The 19,377-nt window shown below is 62.8% G+C and carries 17 protein-coding genes; 7 read left to right on the top strand and 10 right to left on the bottom strand.

Going from position 1 to position 19,377, the window contains the following annotated elements; translation table 11 throughout:
• Window positions 1–3: 3 nt before the first annotated feature.
• Both AABQ55_RS32790 and AABQ55_RS32785 read right to left on the bottom strand, forming a co-directional pair.
• The gene (locus AABQ55_RS32790) at window positions 4–978 is read right to left on the bottom strand and encodes an ABC transporter permease (RefSeq protein ID WP_272809141.1); all 975 of its coding nucleotides are present in this window, start codon (window positions 976–978) and stop codon (window positions 4–6) included.
• Between the two features lie 2 nt (window positions 979–980).
• Complete coding sequence (locus tag AABQ55_RS32785) at window positions 981–2,573, bottom strand: ABC transporter substrate-binding protein (protein ID WP_443021292.1); 1,593 nt, start codon at window positions 2,571–2,573, stop codon at window positions 981–983.
• 466 nt (window positions 2,574–3,039) lie between these two features.
• Here AABQ55_RS32785 and AABQ55_RS32780 point away from each other — a divergent pair, with 466 nt between their 5' ends.
• Together AABQ55_RS32780 and AABQ55_RS32775 are read left to right on the top strand one after the other, a co-directional pair.
• On the top strand, window positions 3,040–3,705 hold the full coding sequence (locus AABQ55_RS32780) for an acyl-homoserine-lactone synthase (RefSeq protein ID WP_272809140.1): 666 nt from the start codon (window positions 3,040–3,042) through the stop codon (window positions 3,703–3,705).
• 63 nt (window positions 3,706–3,768) lie between these two features.
• Window positions 3,769–4,125, top strand: coding sequence for a hypothetical protein (locus AABQ55_RS32775; protein WP_272809139.1), 357 nt, complete (start codon window positions 3,769–3,771; stop codon window positions 4,123–4,125).
• 557 nt (window positions 4,126–4,682) lie between these two features.
• On the opposite strand, the gene AABQ55_RS32765 is transcribed toward AABQ55_RS32775, so the two are convergent.
• The 3 genes from AABQ55_RS32765 to traA are packed head-to-tail and all read right to left on the bottom strand — an operon-like array spanning window position 4,683 to window position 12,074.
• Complete coding sequence (locus AABQ55_RS32765) at window positions 4,683–7,151, bottom strand: zeta toxin family protein (protein WP_272809138.1); 2,469 nt, start codon at window positions 7,149–7,151, stop codon at window positions 4,683–4,685.
• Between the two features lie 2 nt (window positions 7,152–7,153).
• Complete coding sequence (locus tag AABQ55_RS32760; protein ID WP_272809137.1) at window positions 7,154–7,423, bottom strand: hypothetical protein; 270 nt, start codon at window positions 7,421–7,423, stop codon at window positions 7,154–7,156.
• Between the two features lie 31 nt (window positions 7,424–7,454).
• Complete coding sequence (traA, locus tag AABQ55_RS32755; RefSeq protein WP_272809136.1) at window positions 7,455–12,074, bottom strand: Ti-type conjugative transfer relaxase TraA; 4,620 nt, start codon at window positions 12,072–12,074, stop codon at window positions 7,455–7,457.
• 223 nt (window positions 12,075–12,297) lie between these two features.
• Here traA and AABQ55_RS32750 point away from each other — a divergent pair, with 223 nt between their 5' ends.
• From AABQ55_RS32750 to traG, 3 genes are read left to right on the top strand one after another with little or no spacing between them, the layout of a single operon-like run.
• On the top strand, window positions 12,298–12,585 hold the full coding sequence (locus tag AABQ55_RS32750) for a TraC family protein (protein ID WP_272809135.1): 288 nt from the start codon (window positions 12,298–12,300) through the stop codon (window positions 12,583–12,585).
• Window positions 12,575–12,817 (top strand): conjugal transfer protein TraD, encoded by a 243-nt coding sequence (locus AABQ55_RS32745; RefSeq protein ID WP_272809134.1) that lies wholly within the window; start codon window positions 12,575–12,577, stop codon window positions 12,815–12,817. Before AABQ55_RS32750 ends, AABQ55_RS32745 begins: the two co-directional genes overlap by 11 nt.
• A complete protein-coding gene (traG, locus tag AABQ55_RS32740; protein ID WP_272809133.1) occupies window positions 12,814–14,736 on the top strand; it encodes a Ti-type conjugative transfer system protein TraG in 1,923 nt (640 codons plus the stop codon). Before AABQ55_RS32745 ends, traG begins: the two co-directional genes overlap by 4 nt.
• Window positions 14,737–14,750: 14 nt before the next feature.
• Here the strand turns inward: traG and AABQ55_RS32735 are convergent, their stop codons facing one another.
• Both AABQ55_RS32735 and AABQ55_RS32730 read right to left on the bottom strand, forming a co-directional pair.
• The gene (locus AABQ55_RS32735; RefSeq protein ID WP_272809132.1) at window positions 14,751–15,122 is read right to left on the bottom strand and encodes a hypothetical protein; all 372 of its coding nucleotides are present in this window, start codon (window positions 15,120–15,122) and stop codon (window positions 14,751–14,753) included.
• A gap of 242 nt (window positions 15,123–15,364) precedes the next feature.
• The gene (locus tag AABQ55_RS32730; protein ID WP_272809131.1) at window positions 15,365–15,634 is read right to left on the bottom strand and encodes a hypothetical protein; all 270 of its coding nucleotides are present in this window, start codon (window positions 15,632–15,634) and stop codon (window positions 15,365–15,367) included.
• Window positions 15,635–16,230: 596 nt separating this feature from the next.
• Between AABQ55_RS32730 and AABQ55_RS32725 the strand changes: the two genes are divergently transcribed.
• On the top strand, window positions 16,231–16,569 hold the full coding sequence (locus tag AABQ55_RS32725) for a WGR domain-containing protein (RefSeq protein ID WP_272809130.1): 339 nt from the start codon (window positions 16,231–16,233) through the stop codon (window positions 16,567–16,569).
• A 94-nt stretch (window positions 16,570–16,663) separates the two neighbouring features.
• On the opposite strand, the gene AABQ55_RS32720 is transcribed toward AABQ55_RS32725, so the two are convergent.
• The 3 genes from AABQ55_RS32720 to AABQ55_RS32710 form a co-directional block, all read right to left on the bottom strand.
• Window positions 16,664–16,864 carry a hypothetical protein gene (locus AABQ55_RS32720; protein ID WP_006472601.1) on the bottom strand — a complete coding sequence of 67 codons (201 nt, stop codon included), beginning with the start codon at window positions 16,862–16,864 and terminating at the stop codon, window positions 16,664–16,666.
• Between the two features lie 260 nt (window positions 16,865–17,124).
• Window positions 17,125–17,448, bottom strand: coding sequence for a DUF736 domain-containing protein (locus AABQ55_RS32715; RefSeq protein ID WP_272809129.1), 324 nt, complete (start codon window positions 17,446–17,448; stop codon window positions 17,125–17,127).
• A 712-nt stretch (window positions 17,449–18,160) separates the two neighbouring features.
• Entirely contained in the window at window positions 18,161–18,697 is a 537-nt protein-coding gene (locus AABQ55_RS32710; RefSeq protein ID WP_272809128.1) for a hypothetical protein, read from the bottom strand.
• 226 nt (window positions 18,698–18,923) lie between these two features.
• Between AABQ55_RS32710 and AABQ55_RS32705 the strand changes: the two genes are divergently transcribed.
• Window positions 18,924–19,361 carry a VOC family protein gene (locus AABQ55_RS32705; RefSeq protein WP_272809127.1) on the top strand — a complete coding sequence of 146 codons (438 nt, stop codon included), beginning with the start codon at window positions 18,924–18,926 and terminating at the stop codon, window positions 19,359–19,361.
• The last annotated feature ends 16 nt before the right edge of the window (window positions 19,362–19,377 follow it).

Below are 19,377 nucleotides of genomic sequence, written 5' to 3'. Positions count from 1 at the left end.
CTGTCAGGAGTGACGTATGCGCGGATCGAGCGCCGCATGGAAAAGGTCGACCAGCGCGTTGAGCACCACGAACGTTACCGAGACGAACGTTAGCGTCGCCATCACGACAGGACGGTCGAGGAGCTGGATCGAGTCGATCAGAAGCTTTCCGACCCCTGGCCAGGCAAAAATCGTCTCGACAACGACGGCAAAGGCCAGCATCGCGCCGAATTGCAGGCCGATGACCGTGACAATCGGCACGCTGATGTTAGGGAGCGTGTGGCGAAACAGGATCCTCGACGACGACAAGCCTTTCGCACGACAAAACCGCGTGAAATCCAGCTGCTCCACCTCTACGGTCCCAGCACGGGCTAGCCGCGCGATCAGTGCAGTATTCGGAATCGCCAGTGCAAGGGTAGGGAGGACGAGGTGGCGCAATCCGTTGGTTGTCAGAAAACTCCATTCCAGCCCGAACAAATGGCTCGTTTCGCCTCGGCCCCCTGAGGGGAGCCAACCTGTCAGCACTGCGCCGGTCAGGATCAGAACCATGCTCAGCCAGAAGGCTGGAATGCTCAGCGCGAAGACGCTCGTTTGCGCAATGATCCGGTCGAGCAAGGACCCCTGCCGTCTTCCGGCAAGTAGTCCCAAGAGAATACCCGTCGGTGCCCCCACCAACATCGCCAATGCAGCAAGTTCGAGTGTCGCCGGCAGCTTACTCATCACGAGAGCGAACGCCGGGAGATGATAGATATACGACGTCCCGAATGACCCCGTCAGGAGCGACTTGGCAAATATAAGGTACTGTCGCCAAAGAGGCTGATCGAGCCCAAGGGCAATCGTGGCGTTCTGTATATCCGCAGCGCTTGCGGTCTCCATATTGACGATGTTGAAGACGGGATTTCCGACACTGTGCACCCCAACGAACCCGATGAGAGACATGACGAAAAGCAAAACCAAGGCCTGCCCGAGCCTGCCCATGACGGTGGCAACGATGCCCATGGTCATTCCTCCGCCGGCGTGGCTTGCATAGCCGTGGTCCATCCACGGGGGTGAACCGTATAGGTGGCAATGTGCTGGCCATAGCCGGCGATATGATGGAAATGGTAGAGCGGAACGATAGGATAGTCCGCCATGACGAAATCGGTGGCGCGTGCTACCGCCTCATCCCGCTTCGGCCCGACCTCGATTGTCTCTGCGTCAGCAAGCAGCTTGTCGAACTCTGGATTACGGTAGTCGCCATAATTCAGCGAACCGGTCTTTCGTTCGTCGTTCTTTGACGCCAGGACTGCGTCGAGGCAGATCGTGACTGTGTTGCCCGAGCAGCCAGCGTACCAGGCCGGGTATTCGCCTTGGGTAAGTTTATTGGCGTAAACCGAGTACGGCGCGACAGCTGGCCTCACCCTGACACCGATACGTGCCCAATTCTGCGCCACCGCCTGGAGGGAGTCGCTGTCGCCGGGATAGCGCCCGGCAGGTCCCCCAAGGACGATATCGAACCCGTCTTGAAATCCTGCTTGCGCCAGCAACTCCTTCGCCCCCTCAAAATCAGGCTTCGCGACCGTGAGTTGCTCCGATGTTCCGGGCATTCCCTTCGGAAACAGCTGGGAGGCCGGGGTGCCATAACCCAGCAAAATCTTCTCCGCCAGGAAATCGCGATCCGTCGCCATCGCAAGCGCTTTTCTTACACGGACGTCCCGAAACGGATTCGAAATCGCGCTGCCCGATTTGTCAGTTACACCGGGCAACTCTTCGCGTCCGACGTCGAACTGCAGAAAGTTGGAACGGGCTGCGCTCGTGCTTGTGATACTTACACCTCGCTGCTTGAGCGTATCGACATCGCGCGCCGGGACAAAGTCGGCGAGATCGACCTCCCCCGTTGTCAGGGCGGCGACGCGAGCGGCGGGACTTTCAATGATTCGGAAAGTCACATCCGACCATCCAGGTTTTGCGCCCCAATACCCGTCGTTGCGGACAAGTTTCAGCGTTTCTCCCGATTGCCAGCCCTCGAACTTGTAGGGCCCTGTGCCGATCACGAATGAGCCACTATTCATGTCATCCGTGGTTTTGAATCCATCGTCCTGATGCCGCACGATGAAAACAGACGACAACGCGAGTGGTAGCGTCGGCGAGGGCGCGCTCGTCTCGAAGATGACAGTAAGCGGATCAGGTGCGCTTACTTTGGTGACGGCCTGGGTATATGCTGCCAACCCGCCGCTCGGCGGCTTCAAAAAGTGTTGAATGCGCTCGATGGTGGCAATGACATCTTGCGCGGTGAACGGCGATCCGTCGTGAAACTTTACATTTTCACGAAGCTTGAATTCCCACTGCGTGTCCGTGACTTGCGCCCAGGATACTGCAAGACCGGGCTTCGGCTCCATTTTTTCGTCCTGGTAGACCAGCCGTTCAAAAATATGGGAGAGGAGCGACGTGTTTTCGTTCAGGTCGGCATAGTGCGGATCGAGCGTCATGAGCTTGTAGGCGGTTGCCACTTTCAGCGCTTGCGCATTTGCTCCAGTCGCCGACAGCCCTCCCAGAACTGAAATTCCCATCCCTGCAATAACCATTGCCGGGCGGAGTACATTCATGAATACCATTAATCTGCTCCCATTTGCTTGTGGCACGCCGGCTCAAGCGGCCGGCCTTTTGCGCCAATGACTGCTCCTTCCCCAGACGAGCGTGATTCACTCGTGAGGCATGCCATTCCACTGTAATGTAGAGTTTACTCTGTAATGGAATACTCTACAAAAGGCAACGCGCTTGACAAGGGAAATCGCGGGCCTTTGCCCCAGCCGAGCAATCTGAGGCTCATACGAGAATTCTGAGGAAGACCTGTTCTTCACATGGATGTCCTCCAGCCACGTTCCGCAGGTCGGTTGGTGAGGGAAATCGCCGCGCTTCGACATTTCAGGGCTGGCAGAGGCGCTCGGCGTCAGGATGGTGAGGGCCCGGCTTCGACCTGTACCACTCAGCAATACCCAGAACTTGGGGAACCGTTTTCTGGAGATTTATTCCGCTCGGAAACGACAGCATCCTGCGCTCGATCACCCGATGGAGGCAAGCATGTATCTCCTTGTTCAAGCAAACGAATATTACAAATACGCAGGCCTGCTCGACCAATCGTTCCGCCTACGGAAAAAGGTTTTCGCGGACCGATTGGGGTGGAAGGTCTCTGTCTCAGATCACCGGGAGCGCGATCAGTATGACGATTTGGACCCTGCATATCTGCTGTGGTGCGACGACCGCCATGACCAGCTCTACGGCTCCATTCGTCTGATGCCGACGACAGGACCAACACTGCTCTACGACGTTTTCCGACAGACCTTTCCCGACGCTTGCGACCTGAGTGCACCAGGCATCTGGGAAGGCACGCGGATGTGTATCGATGACGAGGCAATCGCACGAGATTGTTCGGACCTGCGTCCCGACCGTGCTTTTGCTCTCCTGCTGCTGGCGCTCTGCGAAGTCGCACTCGACAGCGGGATCCACACCATGATCTCGAACTACGAACCGCATATGCGCCGCATCTACAGGCAAGCCGGTGCGGAACTGGACGAGCTGGGCCGAGCCGATGGATATGGACGCCGCCCTGTCTGCTGCGGCGCCTTTGAAGTCTCGACACGCGTGCTCACCGCAATGCGCTCCAGCTTGAATGTGAGCGAAACGCTATATCGCCGCCCGCCGCTTCCAAGCCGCGCGCTTTCGTCCCCCATTCCCGTTGCTGCATGACCGGACCGTGCTGAAGGACAAGAACCCGCCTTGTCCGATCTGCCACCATATCAAGGAGGCCTCGTGTACAGCTACGCCACGCATTTCGCCGCAGAGACATTCGTTCCGATCACGGATGCCGATCGGTTCGTTGAGACCTTCGGCATGAACTTCCGCGAGTACATCCTGTCGAGCGGCTTGGAGAGCGCAGACACGGTGATCGATTTCGGGGAGGGAAAAGCAATCCTCCGGCCGGGCTTCATCGGCCTGAGGATCAGGATCGCTTCGGACAGCCTCTGGGGATATTTGGGCTGCCGGGAACTACTCCATCTCCACCTATTCGATGCTGGGATGGTTCGAGACGTGGACTATATGTGGATGCCGGCAAGCGACGTACCCTTCGCCGTGCCGGCGAACCGGGCAAACCACGGGCGGAGGTAACCAAACCTACGCCCATCATCGAGGAGGGTACCGGCTGATCAAGCGCTCAGCGCCCGCCTTCAGGGCAGCAAGAAGATGCTGCCTGTCGAGCGGCCGGATTCCATTTCGGCATGAGCTGCATCGATATCGTCCAATCGATATTCGGACCCGACCTAAGAGACGATACCAGCTTCGAAGTCGCGAAGGGCAGCAATCGCCGTTTCACGGTATCGGCCGACATCTCCGCACCAAGCCTTGATGCTCGGACAAGCAAGGAATTATCCGGGACCGCAGATCCTCGACGGCGACCGGCGGAATTGGCCGCGCGGCCTGGCCAAAGCTAGTGTCTCACCGCTGAACATCCCTGCGGGACCGGGCAAAAAAAATGGGCCACCGGAAAAACCGTGGCCCATGGAGTGTGGAGATCAAAACCTCCAGAGGGGAACAGGTGATGCGGCGGTACTGGGAGGAGAAAACCGCGATGTGCATCAACTACAAGCATAATGCCCGTTTCCTGGGCGCATGAACACTATCCATTGTGCAATGCAGCTATGCGCTTCCGCGCACCAGCCCCGAACCTAGCGTCGCATCATCAACTGGGAGGTTCGCGCAAGCTCCCGGTTTTGCCTCATGGCTTTCTCCTGCAGGGCGCCAGCGCGCTCGTGGACGAGGCGGAGCGCCGCGGCCTGCTCATGGCCGATGCAAAGCGAGGATGCTATTCTGGCAACATTCCCTCCCTTCAACTCGGCTTTCTCGGCCGGGGTCAATCGTTTTGAGATCGCCAGCGAAAGAGCCTCCAATTCACGCGTTAGTGTCGGCGCTGCGTTCAGCCGACGAACCTGTTCCTGGCCATCGGCCGCCAGCACTACAGACAACTCCCGCGATGGCCGCGGAATTTCCACCCTCTGACGAGCCTGCTCGTCACGATGGCGCATGACGATCTGCTGCCGCTCGAAATCCATCGCATGACCGTAATCGGCAAGCGCCGCCGCCAGCCGCGGCGCATGCGCTTCGGCGGACTGGCGAGCCGGGCTCGGTCCTCTCAGCCAGCCCCGCCCCTCACCCGCCAATTCGCCGAGACGGCCGGACCCCACCTCGTCGCTGGCGGCCGTGCCGCTGCGGGCATCAGTGATCTGCTGCACCGAGGCGGACACTGCCTGGCTATTGCCGAACACCAGCAGGGACAGGTTTTCGATCTCAGCGCGCTTTCCCGCCAAGCGCGCGGACCCGCGCAGGCGTTCGGCGATCTCACCTTCGGAAAAATCGGGCAGATGCCGGGTCGGCACAAGCACGTCGGTCTGGGCCGCGCGACGATCCTGCGTTCGGTTCATGCCAAGGGTTCGTTCGTTCTCGACGATGCCGCGCACAAAGTCATCGGCCGCATGCCTTCTCGTTGCGTCAAGCCGGTCATGCCGTGCCGCCTCGGTGAGGATCGCCTCCATCATCAACTTGGCCCGCGCACGGTTTTCCAGGTCGGCTGTGCGCAATCGAAGCTCACCCTGGACTGCGTGCAAGGGCTCGCCGCTCTCCCCGACGATCGTGCTGGCTATCGCCACGCGCTCGGCAATTGCCATGTTTCGCTCAAGACGACCGCGCGTCCGGGCTATCGCCGCAAGATAGCCGGGCTCGATGACGTCGGACATGGCCATGTCGGCCGCGACCCTGCCGGATGCGACGGCGTTGGCGGCGCGGCCGAGTGTCTCGCGCATGCCGGCTGCCTCCAGCCAGGAGTCGACGACATTTGCCATACGGGACAGGCGATCGGTTCTGGCAAAGACATCCCGATCGACAGCCACTCGGTTCAGCTGAACCTCGAAATGCTCCGTCAGCCGCCGCCGCGAGCCGTCCGGCGTTTCCACCGATAGATCGGCGGGAAGACGATGGGCAGCTGGAAACTCCTGGCTCCCGCGCTTGTCCTGAACCATCGCTCGTGTCGAGACGATGGTGGCGCCATCCGGCAAAAGGCCGAGGTCGCGGGCCGCTTCGACCAGCTTCAACGCCATATAGCTGTGCGACAGGCGGCCAACCGCATGCGCCTCGACGTTTCCGATCGGCCGGCGTTCCGCATCGCGCAGCGCGTTATCGTAGAGTTCGACGAACATGCCGAGCGCATCGGCCCGGTTCTGGAAAACCGATCGGCCGCGCCGCTGGCCCTCCTCGCTATCCGCGGCTCGCCGCTGTGCGCGAAGGTGATTGACGTCGTCCGCGGCCTGTGACCGGACCGTGGCAATCCGATCCTCCGGCGCGCGTCGCTCTTCCATGCGGGCGAGAACGTGGTTCCAGTCATCGGAAAAGCGCTGGAGCTCGCCGCGTGTCATCGGCCGCGACTGCTCACGCTCGAGCGCGAGCCGCGCATGCGCCTGTGACCAGCCGGCCTCGCTTCGCTCATTGTCATAGAGGATCGTGCCGCCGCGCGTGCGTAGCTGGACGCGGTCGACCACGTTTTCACTTTCCAGTTTTTCGAGGCTGACGTGCAGGCCGGCGACAGCCGCATCGTGGACATGCCGCGGCGGGATGCGCGCCGCATCGCCGGCACGCAGCATTTCCTCAAACCGAAAATGGTTTCCCTGCCAGCTGAGCCGCGGATTGACGGCAACCGCCCGAGCCTCGACCTCGTACCCGGCAGCGCGGGCTAGGCCGATGACGCGGACGACATTCTCCGGCCTGCGCATCGTCGTTTCGAACACGACATTGACCTTGCGCTCGGCGGCCGCCGCCAGCAGCTTCTCGGTCCAGCGCCCAGCATCGAGCTGCGTGAACTGCGATGCCGTTTCCGGATCCTGCCGCTGGAACGTCCGAAACTGCGGATGGTAGGAGCGCAGATCGTCGCCGACGATGCGGATCGTCGGCCCCGATTGATCGAGTTCCGCCTGGCTTGCGATCAGGACCGCGGTTTTCCCCGCGCCCGGCTGACCGCCGAGCAGGATCATCCGAGGACGCGCCGCGGGTGTCATTGTCGCCGGCAGATAGTCCGGGAGAATGTCGTTGCGGAAAATGCTCTCGTTTCGCTCCAGCGAAAGCGGACCGGTTGCCTGATCCTCCGCCATGATCAGAACTCCGCCCAGAACCGGGCGTCGTCCTTCACGCGAGGCCCCCAAAGCGCGATGACGTCCTCGACGGAATCACGATCGGTGACGTTGATGCTTTGCTGCAGGGCAATCAGATCGCGCCGGCGAGACCGGAGCATTTCCGCGGCATCGGGATCTGTGTCCTCGATCTCATAGACGCGCGCCGTCACGATGGACCGCGCCTGATTGAGGATTTCGATGGCGATTTCGGCGCGGACGATCGCGTCGTAAGGGACTTCCTGTTCCGTCATGGTCTTCTCCTTGTCTATATCGTCGAAACATTCACCGGATGACGCCCCGGCCGCGGTCGATTGCCCGGCGCTGGCGTTCCGCAACGATCCGCTGGCTGCTGCCCATGCGAACCGTCTGTTGCAAAATTTTTAGGCGTTCCTGCATCGCCTCGAACGGGCGGAGCTGCGCGGGTGACAAGCGATTGATCACGTCCTTCTCACCGCGCAGGATCGCGTCGCGTCCAAACCGCAGATCGAGCGATTTGCTGACACCGGCAAATTCCTCCCAGAGGCGGGCATCGATCGACCCGGCTGCAACATTCAGCTTGGCGCCCCCCTTCTTCATTGCTGCCGCAAGCTCTCGCAATGCCTCATCGGCTGCCGGCGACAATCCCGGAATCGCGACGGCCATACGCTGGCGCTCTTGGGTGATCGCCTGGGTCTCGGTCGCGAGCGCTGTGGCATAGGACGCGCCCAGCGACCGAACTCGGCCCACCGCGTCCGGCACGGCCTGAAGCGCCTCTTTCCGCTCGCGGCCGACAGCCAGCAACCGGTCCATGATGCGATCGGAACCGCGCAGCGCGCCATAGGCTGCGGGATCGTTGTCGACCGCCGCAGCGATCCGCTCGCCCGCAAAACCTTTCACGATCAAAGCCTCGATCTTGTCGATGGCGCCGGCGGGATCGCGCCAGATGCGTCCGGCCGTTTCGACAAGGACCGCCCGGTTGTAACCGTAGTGGGCAACTTCGCGCGCCCTCACCCGCGCCTCTTCTTCCACCGAGGTTTTGAACTCCGTCACGGCGGCGAGCATAGGCAACACGGCACTGGTCTCCTTCCCCGGCTCGATGCTGGCGCCGGCAACCACTTTCGACCGGTCCTTGCGTTCGGCAAGATGCTGTTCCTCGGCGAACCGGCGCACGACGGCGAACAGCCGCGCCAGTTTCTCGCGCCGATTCGGAGCAAGATCGTCCGGCATGCGCTCGACCGTGTTGCGCGTGGCAATGGCGTCGGCCTTTTCCGTGAAGGCGGACCATCCAAAGCGCGCCGTCAGCGCTTCGTTGACCGCCTTCACGTCCTGGACCAGCAAACGGTCCTCGACAGCATAGGCGAAGGCCGTCTTATAGGCGTCCGGCCCGCCGCGTTCGCGGACCGCCTCGATTTCAACTAGACGCGCCATTGCCGGGATCGAGAGCGCGGGGATGGACAGCGACATATGCCCACGTCTCTGTTCTTCGCGGATACCGACGCGTTCGGCCTGACGGCGGAATTCCGTCGCATGGGCGCGGGCGAGCGGCAGGAGATCCGACAGAGCGGCTATCGCTGCGTTCCGCTCGTCTCGCGCGGCCCGGCCATCGACCAGGTGTTCCGATCCCCGCAGGCGACCGAGGCGTTGCGGCCGATCTGCAAGATCATGGGCAAGGTGGCGCGGCTCCATGCCGGCATCCGACGCCAGCGCATTCAACCTCGCCAGCGCGCCGTCGGGATCGCGGTAGATCTTCTCAAGGATAGGACGAAGAATGGCCTCCCGCTCCTTCCAGCGATCCGAGCCGAGTTGCGCACGGCGGGCGTCCTCCTCGATGCTCCGGGCAAACCGGGTCGTCGGCGGGATCAGATATTTTCGATCTGCGGGACTCTGGGCAGCAAGGTTCTCGGTCCGCTCCTCATTATAAGAGACGCTTCTTTCGCGCTCGATGGCAAAGCCAAGCGCTACGCTCGCCCGCTCCCAAAGCTTCGCCACCTGCCCGCGCTTCTCCGCAAGCCACGCCAGCCGCCGCGCAGCTCCCTCCTCCATACCGGCCGCGACCTCGGCAGCCAGGTCGATCCCGCGGCGCCGGGCAAAGTCGCGCGCGTGGGCCTGGTAGCCAGCTTCGCTTTCGAAATCGAGCGTCGTGGTTTTGGCGCCCGAACGGCCGAGACGTTCGACCATCTGCTTGAACAGTTCAGGCCGATGGCTCTCGCGCTCGATCCGCTCTTGGCGGACATCCGCCGCTTCCTTCAGCTCTGCCGTCCAGACATTTCGCTCGACCTCGGGCTTCTCCGTCCGCTTTTCGCCTGTCTCCTCATCTGTGACGACGACATCCACCTTGACCGTTTCGACACCATCCTTGCGGAGCGTCACCGTGTCGCCTCCAAAAACGCCGCCCTTGGCCAGAGCCTTCGGCAGGCTTACGCCCCAAACACGATGGACGGCGCCGTCATCCGTGCGGACGTCGGCATAAGGGCTTTCCTTGGCATCCTCATCGTCCGGCCGGAACTTTGCCTGGCCCGTCTCGACGAGCTCGCCGGTGACGCCGACAGCATGATCGGCGCGCGGCTTGCCGCCCCATTCCGGCTTCGGCTCAAAATCTTCCCGGGCCGCATACAGGATGGCATCATCGCGATGGCGGGTCATCGCCACATAGGTCAAATGCTGGTCCATCATGCCGGTGGCGAGCACGAAGGTCCGGTCGACGGTCGCACCCTGCGACTTGTGGACCGTCGCCGCGTAGCCATGGTCGATATTGCGATAGCTGTCCTCGCTGATGACGACGTCGCGGCCATTGTCGAGACGGACCGACAGCAGCGGACCGCCGCGCTTGTCGCCGGTGGAAAGGACGGTGCCCAGCATTCCGTTCTTGACGTATTGCGGCCCGAGTCGCTTTGCCCGCGGTTCGAGGAAGCGGGCGTTTTCGAGAAAGATGATGCGATCGCCGGCGGCGAATTCCCGGACGCCGCGCGCCGTCTGGAACGCGCGCGCGTCCGTCAGCGCGCCCTCCCTGTTCATCACCGTGCGAAGGGATTCGTTAAGGCGCTTCACATCGTCGTTCGTATGGGCGAGCACGAGCATCTCGTCGCCCCGCAGCCGGCCGTCGTCGCCTACCGCCCGTGACCGCGCGATGGCTTCTTCGCGCGCCTCGCTCCAATCGACAACGATGCGCTCCACGACTTCGGCGCGGCGCTCGGCTTCGAAGATGCGCCCCTGCTGGGCATAGGCGTCCAGCCCCTCCTCGACCTTGCCGCGGGCGAAGAGCTGCGAAGCATCGCGCGCCCATCCCTCGCGCTGACGACGCACACCGGCAAGCTCGGCGGAACCGATCCGCTCCGCGATCGCGCGGAAGGCTGCGCCCGCCTGGATCGGCTGAAGCTGCATCGCGTCACCGACCAGGACGACTTTTGCGCCGGCATCCTCCACTGCCTTCAGCACCCGCGCCATCTGCTGTGAGGAGACCATGCCGGCCTCGTCGACGACAAGGATGTCGCCGCGATCGAGCAGATCGCGCCCGTTCTCCCATGCCAGTTCCCAGGAAGCGAGTGTGCGGGATTGGATGCCGGAACTGTCCTCAAGTCCTTCGGCGGCCTTGCCCGCGAGCGCCGCACCGAAGACGCGATGATGTTCACCCTCCCAAGCGACGCGGGCGGCGGCCAGAAGCGTCGACTTGCCGGCCCCGGCGAGACCAACGACGGCCGCTATCGCACTGTCGCCGGTGACGTGCCTGACGGCATCGACTTGCTCCTGGTCGAGCTTGAAGGGATTTTCCGGATCGGCCGTTTCGACCTGACGCACGGCTGCGGCAACCTTCCCATCGACAATGCCGAAACCGGTGCGCTTGGACAGGACCTCCGCCGACTGCGCCATGTCATATTCGATACGCAGGATCTCGCGCGTGGTGAAGATTGCTGCCTCCGCCACTTTGCCGGTCCGCCGGTCGACCTGCTGCGGCTTCAACAGCACGAGATCGTCCGACGCCATCAGCCGGGCGCGGATATTGACGAAGTCGGCGGGATCGTCGACATAGCGATGCAGCGCCTTGGCGATATCCTTTTCGTCAAAGGTCGAGCGCTCGTTGCCGAGCTGCTTCAGCAGAAGCGCCGGATCGGCAAGCAGCCGGTCAGCCATTTCCTGGCGGCGCGCACGATCGGCCGGCGCGAAATACATCTCGAAGCCCTTGCGGGCCAGCGCCGCTTTTTCCGGGCCGAGGTGTTTTTGCGCGACGCCGTCGAGGCCCTGTTCGGCGTAAGAGCGCCCGTCAAGACGGATATCATGACCGGCGAGCGCCAGATGCCGGTTGGCGGTTTCCGCCCAGCCGATCTTCCACGCCTTCATCGTCTCCTTGTCGCCGGCCCAGAGCTTGTAGACGATCTTGCCCTTCGGCCGATCCGGGGTCACGACGCGCAGTGGCTCACCGTCGGCGCCGAGAACCGGAACCTTCTTCGGCCCGAACCCATCCTCCGTGAGGGGGCGCAGCGCCGTCATCAGATGGATGTGCGGATTGCCGTCCTTGTCGTGATAGACCCAGTCGGCGATCATGCCCTTCGAGGTCAGATTGTCCCGGACGAATTCCTGGACCAGCGCGATGTTCTCCGCCCGTGTCAGCTCCTCCGGCAGCGCGACGATCAACTCGCGGGCAAGCTGGGCATCCGCCCTCGTCTCGAATGCATCGACCGCGTTCCACAGCGCCTCGCTGGCAGCGGCGACGGTCTTTCCCTTGATGGCCGTCCGCAGCCAGGCGGGGATCTGGCCCGGGAGCGCCAGCTCCTCATGCTTCAGTTCGGCCGCACCGCCGCGATAGCTGAAGGAGGTTCCGGCCTGTCCGTCCATCATCCGGGCGCGGTGACGATACGCGGCGGCCGAGACGATGCTGCGCCCTGCCCCTCTGCTGATCACCTGCGCTCTGACAAACATGATCGCCACTGATGTCTCCTGACCTCCCAAGCACGTCGCGCCAGCGACGTATATTGCGCCCTCAAATCGATCGGACCGCAGGTCCGATGCCGCTTTTCCGGAAGACGGCCCAAGCCGGAATTCCGGCATCGACGTTTTGGGGACTTGCACAAGGTAGCTTATTTTACTATCGTTTTCCAGTCAGTATAAACGCCCTACGGCAATATTCATCGCAGAAGAGGAAACCGCATAAATGGCTGCAAAATCGTCAATCATGGATATCGATGCGCAAATCGAAAAGCTGCGGGAACGTAGAAAAATGTTGATAGTAAAATCCGCAGAGCGTTTCGCGCGGGCCGCGACGAAGGCCGGGTTGGCCGAGATGGAGCTTGCTGACGAGGAGGTCGATCGCATGTTCGAAGAGATCGCCGCGCGATTTCGCAAAGCGGAGAAGAAAGGGACTGGTGGCGCAGCTGCTTCGCCGCGTGGACAACCAGATGGTCGCGTTGGAGCGGCGACGGAGGTTCCTCATGACGGCTGATCGCAAGAAGGAAGCCCGCGAAAAATTCCTGCTCGGCGGCATTGTTGTCCGCGCCGGACTATCGCCGGCCGACCGGGCGTTCCTGCTTGGTGGTTTGATCGAACTGTCGCGCGTGACGCCGGGCTCGCCGGAGCACCGCCGCTTGCGCGATATCGGCGAAGTGGCCTTCAGGACTATGCCGACCGAAGCCGGCGACCGGTTGTCCACGCGGATGGCGGAGGCTGCCGAATGACGGCAATGGCGAAGCCACATCCAAGCCTGCTGCTTGTTCTCGTGCCTGTTGTCGTCACCGGCTTTGCCTTCTATGTCGCGAACTGGCGCTGGCCCGAACTGGCCACCGGCATGGCCGGCAGAACGCAATACTGGTTCCTGCGAGCTTCGCCCGTGCCGGTGCTTTTGTTCGGACCGCTCGCGGGACTTGTGGCCGTCTGGGCGCTACCGCTGCATCGGCGGCGGCCGATTGCCATGGTGAGCTTCCTGTGCTTTCTGCTGATGACCGGCTTTTATGGGCTGCGCGAGATTGCCCGGTTATCACCCTATGTCGATAGCGGCGCGCTGTCCTGGGACGGGGCGCTGTCCTTTCTCGACATGATTGCCGTCGCAAGCGCCGCGCTCGGCTTCATGGCGGCGGCGGTGTCAGCGCGCATCTCCAGTGTCGTGCCCGAACCGGTGAAGCGCGCCAAGCGCGGAACCTTCGGCGATGCCGACTGGCTGCCGATGGCGGCGGCGGCGCGGCTGTTCCCGGAAGATGGCGAGATCGTCGTCGGCGAGCGCTACCGCGTCGACAAGGAACTCGTCCATGCACTGCCATTCGATCCGAACGATCCGGCAACATGGGGACGGGGCGGAAAAGCGCCGCTCCTCACCTACAAGCAGGACTTCGATTCCACCCACATGCTCTTCTTCGCGGGATCGGGCGGCTACAAGACGACCAGCAACGTCGTGCCGACCGCGTTGAGCTACACGGGCCCCATCATCTGCCTCGATCCGTCGACCGAGATCGCCCCGATGGTCGTCGATTTCAGGCGCAGAAAACTCGGGCGCGAGGTCGTCGTTCTCGATCCGACAAACCCGATCATGGGCTTCAACGTCCTCGACGGCATCGAGACGTCGAAGAAAAAGGAGGAGGACATTGTCGGCATCGCGCACATGCTGTTGTCGGAGAGCGTCCGCTTCGAAAGCTCGACCGGTTCCTACTTCCAGAGCCAGGCGCACAATCTGCTGACCGGCCTTCTGGCGCATGTGATGCTGTCGCCGGAATATGCCGGCCGGCGCAACCTGCATAGCCTGCGCCAGATCGTTTCCGAGCCGGAGACGTCGGTGCTCGCCATGCTACGCGACATCCAGGAGCATTCGGCCTCGGCCTTCATCCGCGAAACGCTCGGCGTGTTCGTCAACATGACCGAGCAAACCTTCTCGGGCGTCTATTCGACCGCGTCCAAGGACACGCAATGGCTGTCGCTAGACAATTACGCCGCGCTGGTCTGCGGCAACACCTTCAAATCCGCCGAGATCGTCGAGGGCAAGAAGGACGTCTTCCTCAATATCCCGGCATCGATCCTGCGGTCGTATCCGGGCATCGGCCGCGTGATCATCGGTTCGCTGATCAATGCGATGATCGAGGCCGACGGCGCGTTTCAGCGCCGGGCGCTGTTCATGTTGGATGAGGTCGACCTGCTCGGCTACATGCGCGTGCTGGAGGAGGCGCGCGACCGTGGCCGCAAATACGGCATCAGCATGATGCTGATGTACCAGTCGGTCGGCCAGCTGGAGCGGCATTTCGGTAAGGACGGCGCGGTGTCCTGGATCGACGGCTGCGCCTTTGCCAGTTACGCCGCGATCAAGGCGCTCGACACGGCGCGCAACGTCTCGGCGCAATGCGGGGAAATGACCGTCGAGGTGAAGGGCAGCTCCCGCAATATCGGCTGGGACACGAAGAACAGCGCGTCGCGGAAATCGGAGAACGTCAACTTCCAGCGCCGGCCGCTGATCATGCCGCACGAAATCACTCAAAGCATGCGCAAGGACGAGCAGATTATCATCGTGCAGGGGCATAGCCCGATCCGCTGCGGGCGCGCGATCTATTTTCGGCGCAAAGAGATGGATGCCGCGGCTGCGGCCAACCGGTTCGTCAAAGCGGCCAAGCCGTGAAAGCGCGCAAGCTGTCAGCGCCAATCGGGACGGCGATACCGGTCGGCGGGGTCTTCCGTGCCTGATGGTGCGATCAAGTCGACGAACTTCGAATAGCCCATGGAGATGCCGACGAAGCCGGCGGCCATCAGGAGGAAAACCCAGAAGGGCATCCCATTGGCGGCTTCGGGTTTCACGAAGGCCACGAACGCGACCAAGGGCATGATGACGCCGCCGAGCATGAGAACGTTGACGACCGGCCGAAACAGGCAAAGCAGGAAGTAGACGAAATGCCAGACGGAAAGGAGGATGCCGCGGACGATGCCTGTCGCGAGGGCAGCAACCGCCCGCGCGACATGCCGCAGCAGCCGGGAAAGCGGGTTCCGCTTATCCGGTCGTCCGTTCATTTTGACAATGGCTCGTTCTTCGATCACTGCGACACCACCTTGTTCTGGAGGGGTGCGCCGTTGTCGCCAGACGGCGCATACTCTCGGATTTGAGCGAGTCTAGGCTCGGCGGTTGACCGGGGCAAGCACAGATCGATGAAGTGGACGACATTCATGGAGCTGCCAATCGGAGAGACCGCCAAGGGATAATCATCTCAGGCCAAGAAAATGAAGGGAGGCGCAAGCGCCTCCCTCCTTATGGTTCAGACGCGCGCGGCGACGAACTCGATGCCCGTCTGCCGACGGATGCGGTCGAGAATATCGCCGAGGTCGCCCAACTGCTCGGAGGGAATGACGGTATAGTCAAGGCCGATCCGGCAGGCTTCCCCTTCGAAAACGACCTCCTCGTAGATCTCATCAAGGATCGAGATCGGGCCCCTTTCCATCCACAGATGTTCGAAGGTCGGGCAGGTGTGGTAAGTCTCATAGAGGAAATCACCGTCCTCAGTCCCCTTGCCTGCGGCGAGCCGCATTTTCGTCTCGGCTTCCTCATGAAGAGCGGCAACCGCTTTGTTGAGCTTTGCGGCGAGTGTGTCATGCAAGGCGGTCGCAAAAGCCGTCTTGCATGCGGTGCGGTTCGCGAGGACTTCGTCGCGGAAGCCTGCGATGGTCGGGACGAGCGCCTGCGCTTGAACGTCATCATGTATGTCTCATTTCGATTGACGAAAGGTGTCGACGTTGTAGCCCGGCGGGGGTCAAGGACCGCGGAACGCGGCTTGCAAGCGGATAGGCGGATTTTCTGATGTCGCCTTTCGGGGGCGGCGGCAGAAAATCCGCCTATCCGCGCCGTCCATGAGGCCCGTTGGGCTGGCATACAATTGGACGTCAGAAGAAGAGCCCCCGCGCCCGTTGGGGCGCGGTCCGTATCCGGCGATCAGCCGGCGGGGAGCGTGAGGGGAAGCCCCTTGCGGCGAGGCGGCCGGTCGATCCGGCCGTTTCGCCCCGCGAGAGTGAGCGTCACCGGCCACGCCGGCTCGGGGAGCGACGGAACGGCGCGAGTAGGGAGCGGCCGGCCGCAGGCCGGCTCGCCCAAAGCACCCTCTATCCTGAGCCGGGAACCATCACGAAGATGAATCGGACCGTCCGGATCGATTCAAAACTGTCGTTGGACGCCGGAAGCGGCGTGGGCGATTCTACGCTTATGCTTGCCCAGCCCTATCACCTCTATGTCGAGCGCGTGGATCCGGACCGGAACATGGCGCGCTTCTATGCGCTCGCGATCGAACCCACGCTGTTCGGCACGCCACGTCTGCTGCGCCGCTGGGGGAGGATCGGTACGTCCGGTCGGACGATGGTGCATGATTTCGAAAGGGAGGAGGAGGCTGTCGCGCTGTTTCTCGACTTGCTGCGCGAGAGGCGTGCCCACGGATACCGGGTGAAGCGCATTGAGGCGCTGGCGCGCGGATGATGCTCGGCGAAGACGCGGGCGTGAGGCGCAGCCTCGGGCCGGGGCGCCGGTCGATCCGGCGGATCGGCCTCATTGTTCAAGGCAAGAGCCTCCCTCAGTGGGGAGGCTCGGCATCTTCTGCGGCGATGAGCGCGGCCAGTTCCGCGCGGGCCTGTTCCAGTTCGGCCTCGATCTGGGCGCGCTCGGCCGGGTCGCAGTGGTTCGCTTCGCGGCGCAGTTCTTCGATGTGGTTTTCGAGGGTCATCGTCATCGTCGTCATCTCCTTGTTGATGTGAAAGATGACGGTGTCGGCCATGACGGAGCGGTGTGGGTCAAAACCCGCTTTAGCGGCTCGCGCGTGGGGGAGCCGATTTTTTTGTCGAGCCGCTTCAGCGGTTCGGCGGAAAATTGGGGGTACCACGCGGTTTTGACGCGCGCCGCTTCGTCATGGCAGACTTGGCTTTCTGAGCAGACAGACCTTCCTCTCGTGGGGCACCCTGACATGCGCGCCGCTTCGCGATCGTGGCTGGAAGCACGCGAGGAAGCCGGCCCCTTGCGGGGCCGGTTCGGCTCGGCTCACTCCGGGTTGTTCCAGAGGAGCACCTTCCTGCCGTCTTCGCCGCCCGGTGCGGGGGCGAGGTTCCCGAAGATGACGCCGATCTCGGGGGCTTCCATCCGGATCGAGACGTATTCTGCCCCGCTGCGCGGCGAGACCCGGTTCCAGCCCGCGCCGATCTCGAACCCGGTGCGCTTGTTGATGACGCGGTAGTCCGGGGCGTCCTCGCGGGACTTGTGGGCGTTGGGGAGGACGGCGATCGGGGCATTGACGCGGAGCGTGGCGAAGACGCCTTCCATCGAGCCATCGGCCTTGGTGGTGAGGTTTGCGATCGTGGATGCCATGGTAGTTCTCCTTCGGTTCCATCGGGACCGTTCCCGATGTCGGCAAAGGAGAGGGCTGACCTGCTGCGGTCAGCTCGGCGGAAAATTTTGCAAAATTCGATTTGCCGCCAAAGCGGACAAACCGAAATCGAATTTTGCAAAAATTTCTGTCGAGTCTTACCCCTTCAGGGGTTGGCCGCAAAAGCAGGCAGTCCTCTACAAAGTCGGCATCAATGGGAACGGACCAGGTGGAACCGGAGGCGATGCGTGCCCTGGCGTCCCGGCTTGCAGCCTCTGCGCCAGCGCCTGCGGCGGCTCGTGGATGCACCTCTGCCTATCGGTCTGCCTGCCATTGCCTTCGCCGCCCTTGCCGCTCGACCACTCCTCGATGGCACTTCGGGGTGCCGACGTCATCGCAAGCGCCCGGCGTTCGATGGCGCGGGCTGGGACCGGGCTGAGGCGTGCAGCGGGTCCGATATGCCGTGTCCCGATCCGGATGGAGGTCTTCGGATCCGGCGTTATCTTCCGCATCGGTCCTGGCCGTCGCACCGGGCGGCGAAGACGGCAAGAAGACGATCTTTCTTCGCACGACGCCGGAGGGGCCGAGCGGACTGGCCGCGCCAGGGGCCGGCTTCGTTGCGGGCGGCGGGAAGCCACGAGGATCGTCGCGGCAAACGTCAGCGTGCAGTCGGCCGGCGGCCGCGGCAGGCACGACGCCCGCCGACCAGGCGCTTCATGACCCGTTGGCGAGGATGCGCTCGTCGTCCGTCATGCGAGCATCGACCTGCTGCAGGACGTCCTGGCCAGCACCGCGCAGCATTTCGTGCCAATCGGGAAGGCTTCGGAGCGTGAGCTGTATGCTGCGGCTCGTGTCGTAGACGACGCAGGGCGCGCCGACTGCCGCAAGGCGCAGCATGTTGAGGCATGTTCCGGGTGAAGCGCCATCCCAGATCATCAGCCCATAGTCGGCGCGCCGCGCCATCTCCCGGTCCTTTTCGGCATGAAAGGCGTAGCCCTGCGCGCCACCCGGCGCGGGCCGGTGATAGGCTAGCCAATCGCCGAGATTGTTGCGCGGCTCGCTCCCGGCATGGAAGACGCCGACATGCTCATAGCCATAGCCGGCGAGCAGCGTCTGCGCCTCCGCGTCAGCGCCGGGTGCATCGCCCACCAGCACGCCATGTTCGGCGGCGATCATCGCGCCGATGCGCGCTATCGCCGGTTCCGGCAGCTCGAATATGTCGCGTGATCCGCCTACAAATATCATCGCCATGGTCGCTCTCCTTTTCTACCAACAGACCTTCCCCCTCCCAGCCTGACTCTCCCCTCTCCGAGCGATAGGATCGTCTCCGAAAACGAGCCGGCGAAGCCGGCTCGGGGAGCGCCGGAACGGCGCCAGCAGGGAGCGGTTGACCTCGACCCCCGCGGCCCGCGCCTCGCGGGTCGTTGGCTGGGCCGGCACCACCATGTAGGCTGAGATGACACCAGGGGAGGTCGTGATGGCGCTGAAGAGAATGGACAATGTGGGAATCGTCGTCGAGGATCTCGACGGGGCGGTCGAATTCTTTCGCGCGCTCGGCCTCGATCTCGAAGGCCGGACCATGATCGAAGGCGAATGGGCCGGACGGGTGACAGGCCTCGGCGATCAGCACGTCGAGATCGCGATGATGCGTACACCGGACGGTCACAGCCGGCTTGAACTGTCCCGCTTTCTGAGGCCAGCTATTGTCGCGGACCATCAGACCGCCCCAGTCAACGCACTCGGCTATCTCCGCGCCATGTTCACCGTCGACGACCTCCACGAGACGCTTGAAAAGCTTCGGGTCTATGGCGCGGAGCTGGTCGGCGACGTCGTGGACTACAAGGACGTCTATCGCCTCTGCTATATCCGCGGTCCCGAAGGCCTACTCATCGGGCTCGCCCAGGAACTGGGCTGAGCCCTTCGACCACGCG

The sequence above is a fragment of the Shinella sp. WSD5-1 genome (genome assembly GCF_963942435.1).
Taxonomy (GTDB): Bacteria; Pseudomonadota; Alphaproteobacteria; order Rhizobiales; family Rhizobiaceae; genus Shinella; species Shinella yambaruensis.
The sequence above is the reverse complement of the archived record's forward strand: the minus strand, read 5'-3'. Positions and strand labels throughout refer to the sequence as shown.

What these genes read in the sequence shown, in the direction of transcription:
- AABQ55_RS32790 (WP_272809141.1), bottom strand. Translation starts at nt 978, where the DNA reads ATGGGCATCGTTGCCACCGTCATGGGCAGGCTCGGGCAGGCCTTGGTT.
- AABQ55_RS32785 (WP_443021292.1), bottom strand. Translation starts at nt 2,573, where the DNA reads ATGGTATTCATGAATGTACTCCGCCCGGCAATGGTTATTGCAGGGATG.
- AABQ55_RS32780 (WP_272809140.1), top strand. Translation starts at nt 3,040, where the DNA reads ATGTATCTCCTTGTTCAAGCAAACGAATATTACAAATACGCAGGCCTG.
- AABQ55_RS32765 (WP_272809138.1), bottom strand. Translation starts at nt 7,151, where the DNA reads ATGGCGGAGGATCAGGCAACCGGTCCGCTTTCGCTGGAGCGAAACGAG.
- AABQ55_RS32760 (WP_272809137.1), bottom strand. Translation starts at nt 7,423, where the DNA reads ATGACGGAACAGGAAGTCCCTTACGACGCGATCGTCCGCGCCGAAATC.
- AABQ55_RS32750 (WP_272809135.1), top strand. Translation starts at nt 12,298, where the DNA reads ATGGCTGCAAAATCGTCAATCATGGATATCGATGCGCAAATCGAAAAG.
- AABQ55_RS32745 (WP_272809134.1), top strand. Translation starts at nt 12,575, where the DNA reads ATGACGGCTGATCGCAAGAAGGAAGCCCGCGAAAAATTCCTGCTCGGC.
- traG (WP_272809133.1), top strand. Translation starts at nt 12,814, where the DNA reads ATGACGGCAATGGCGAAGCCACATCCAAGCCTGCTGCTTGTTCTCGTG.
- AABQ55_RS32735 (WP_272809132.1), bottom strand. Translation starts at nt 15,122, where the DNA reads ATGAACGGACGACCGGATAAGCGGAACCCGCTTTCCCGGCTGCTGCGG.
- AABQ55_RS32730 (WP_272809131.1), bottom strand. Translation starts at nt 15,634, where the DNA reads ATGCGGCTCGCCGCAGGCAAGGGGACTGAGGACGGTGATTTCCTCTAT.
- AABQ55_RS32725 (WP_272809130.1), top strand. Translation starts at nt 16,231, where the DNA reads ATGAATCGGACCGTCCGGATCGATTCAAAACTGTCGTTGGACGCCGGA.
- AABQ55_RS32720 (WP_006472601.1), bottom strand. Translation starts at nt 16,864, where the DNA reads ATGGCCGACACCGTCATCTTTCACATCAACAAGGAGATGACGACGATG.
- AABQ55_RS32715 (WP_272809129.1), bottom strand. Translation starts at nt 17,448, where the DNA reads ATGGCATCCACGATCGCAAACCTCACCACCAAGGCCGATGGCTCGATG.
- AABQ55_RS32710 (WP_272809128.1), bottom strand. Translation starts at nt 18,697, where the DNA reads ATGGCGATGATATTTGTAGGCGGATCACGCGACATATTCGAGCTGCCG.
- AABQ55_RS32705 (WP_272809127.1), top strand. Translation starts at nt 18,924, where the DNA reads ATGGCGCTGAAGAGAATGGACAATGTGGGAATCGTCGTCGAGGATCTC.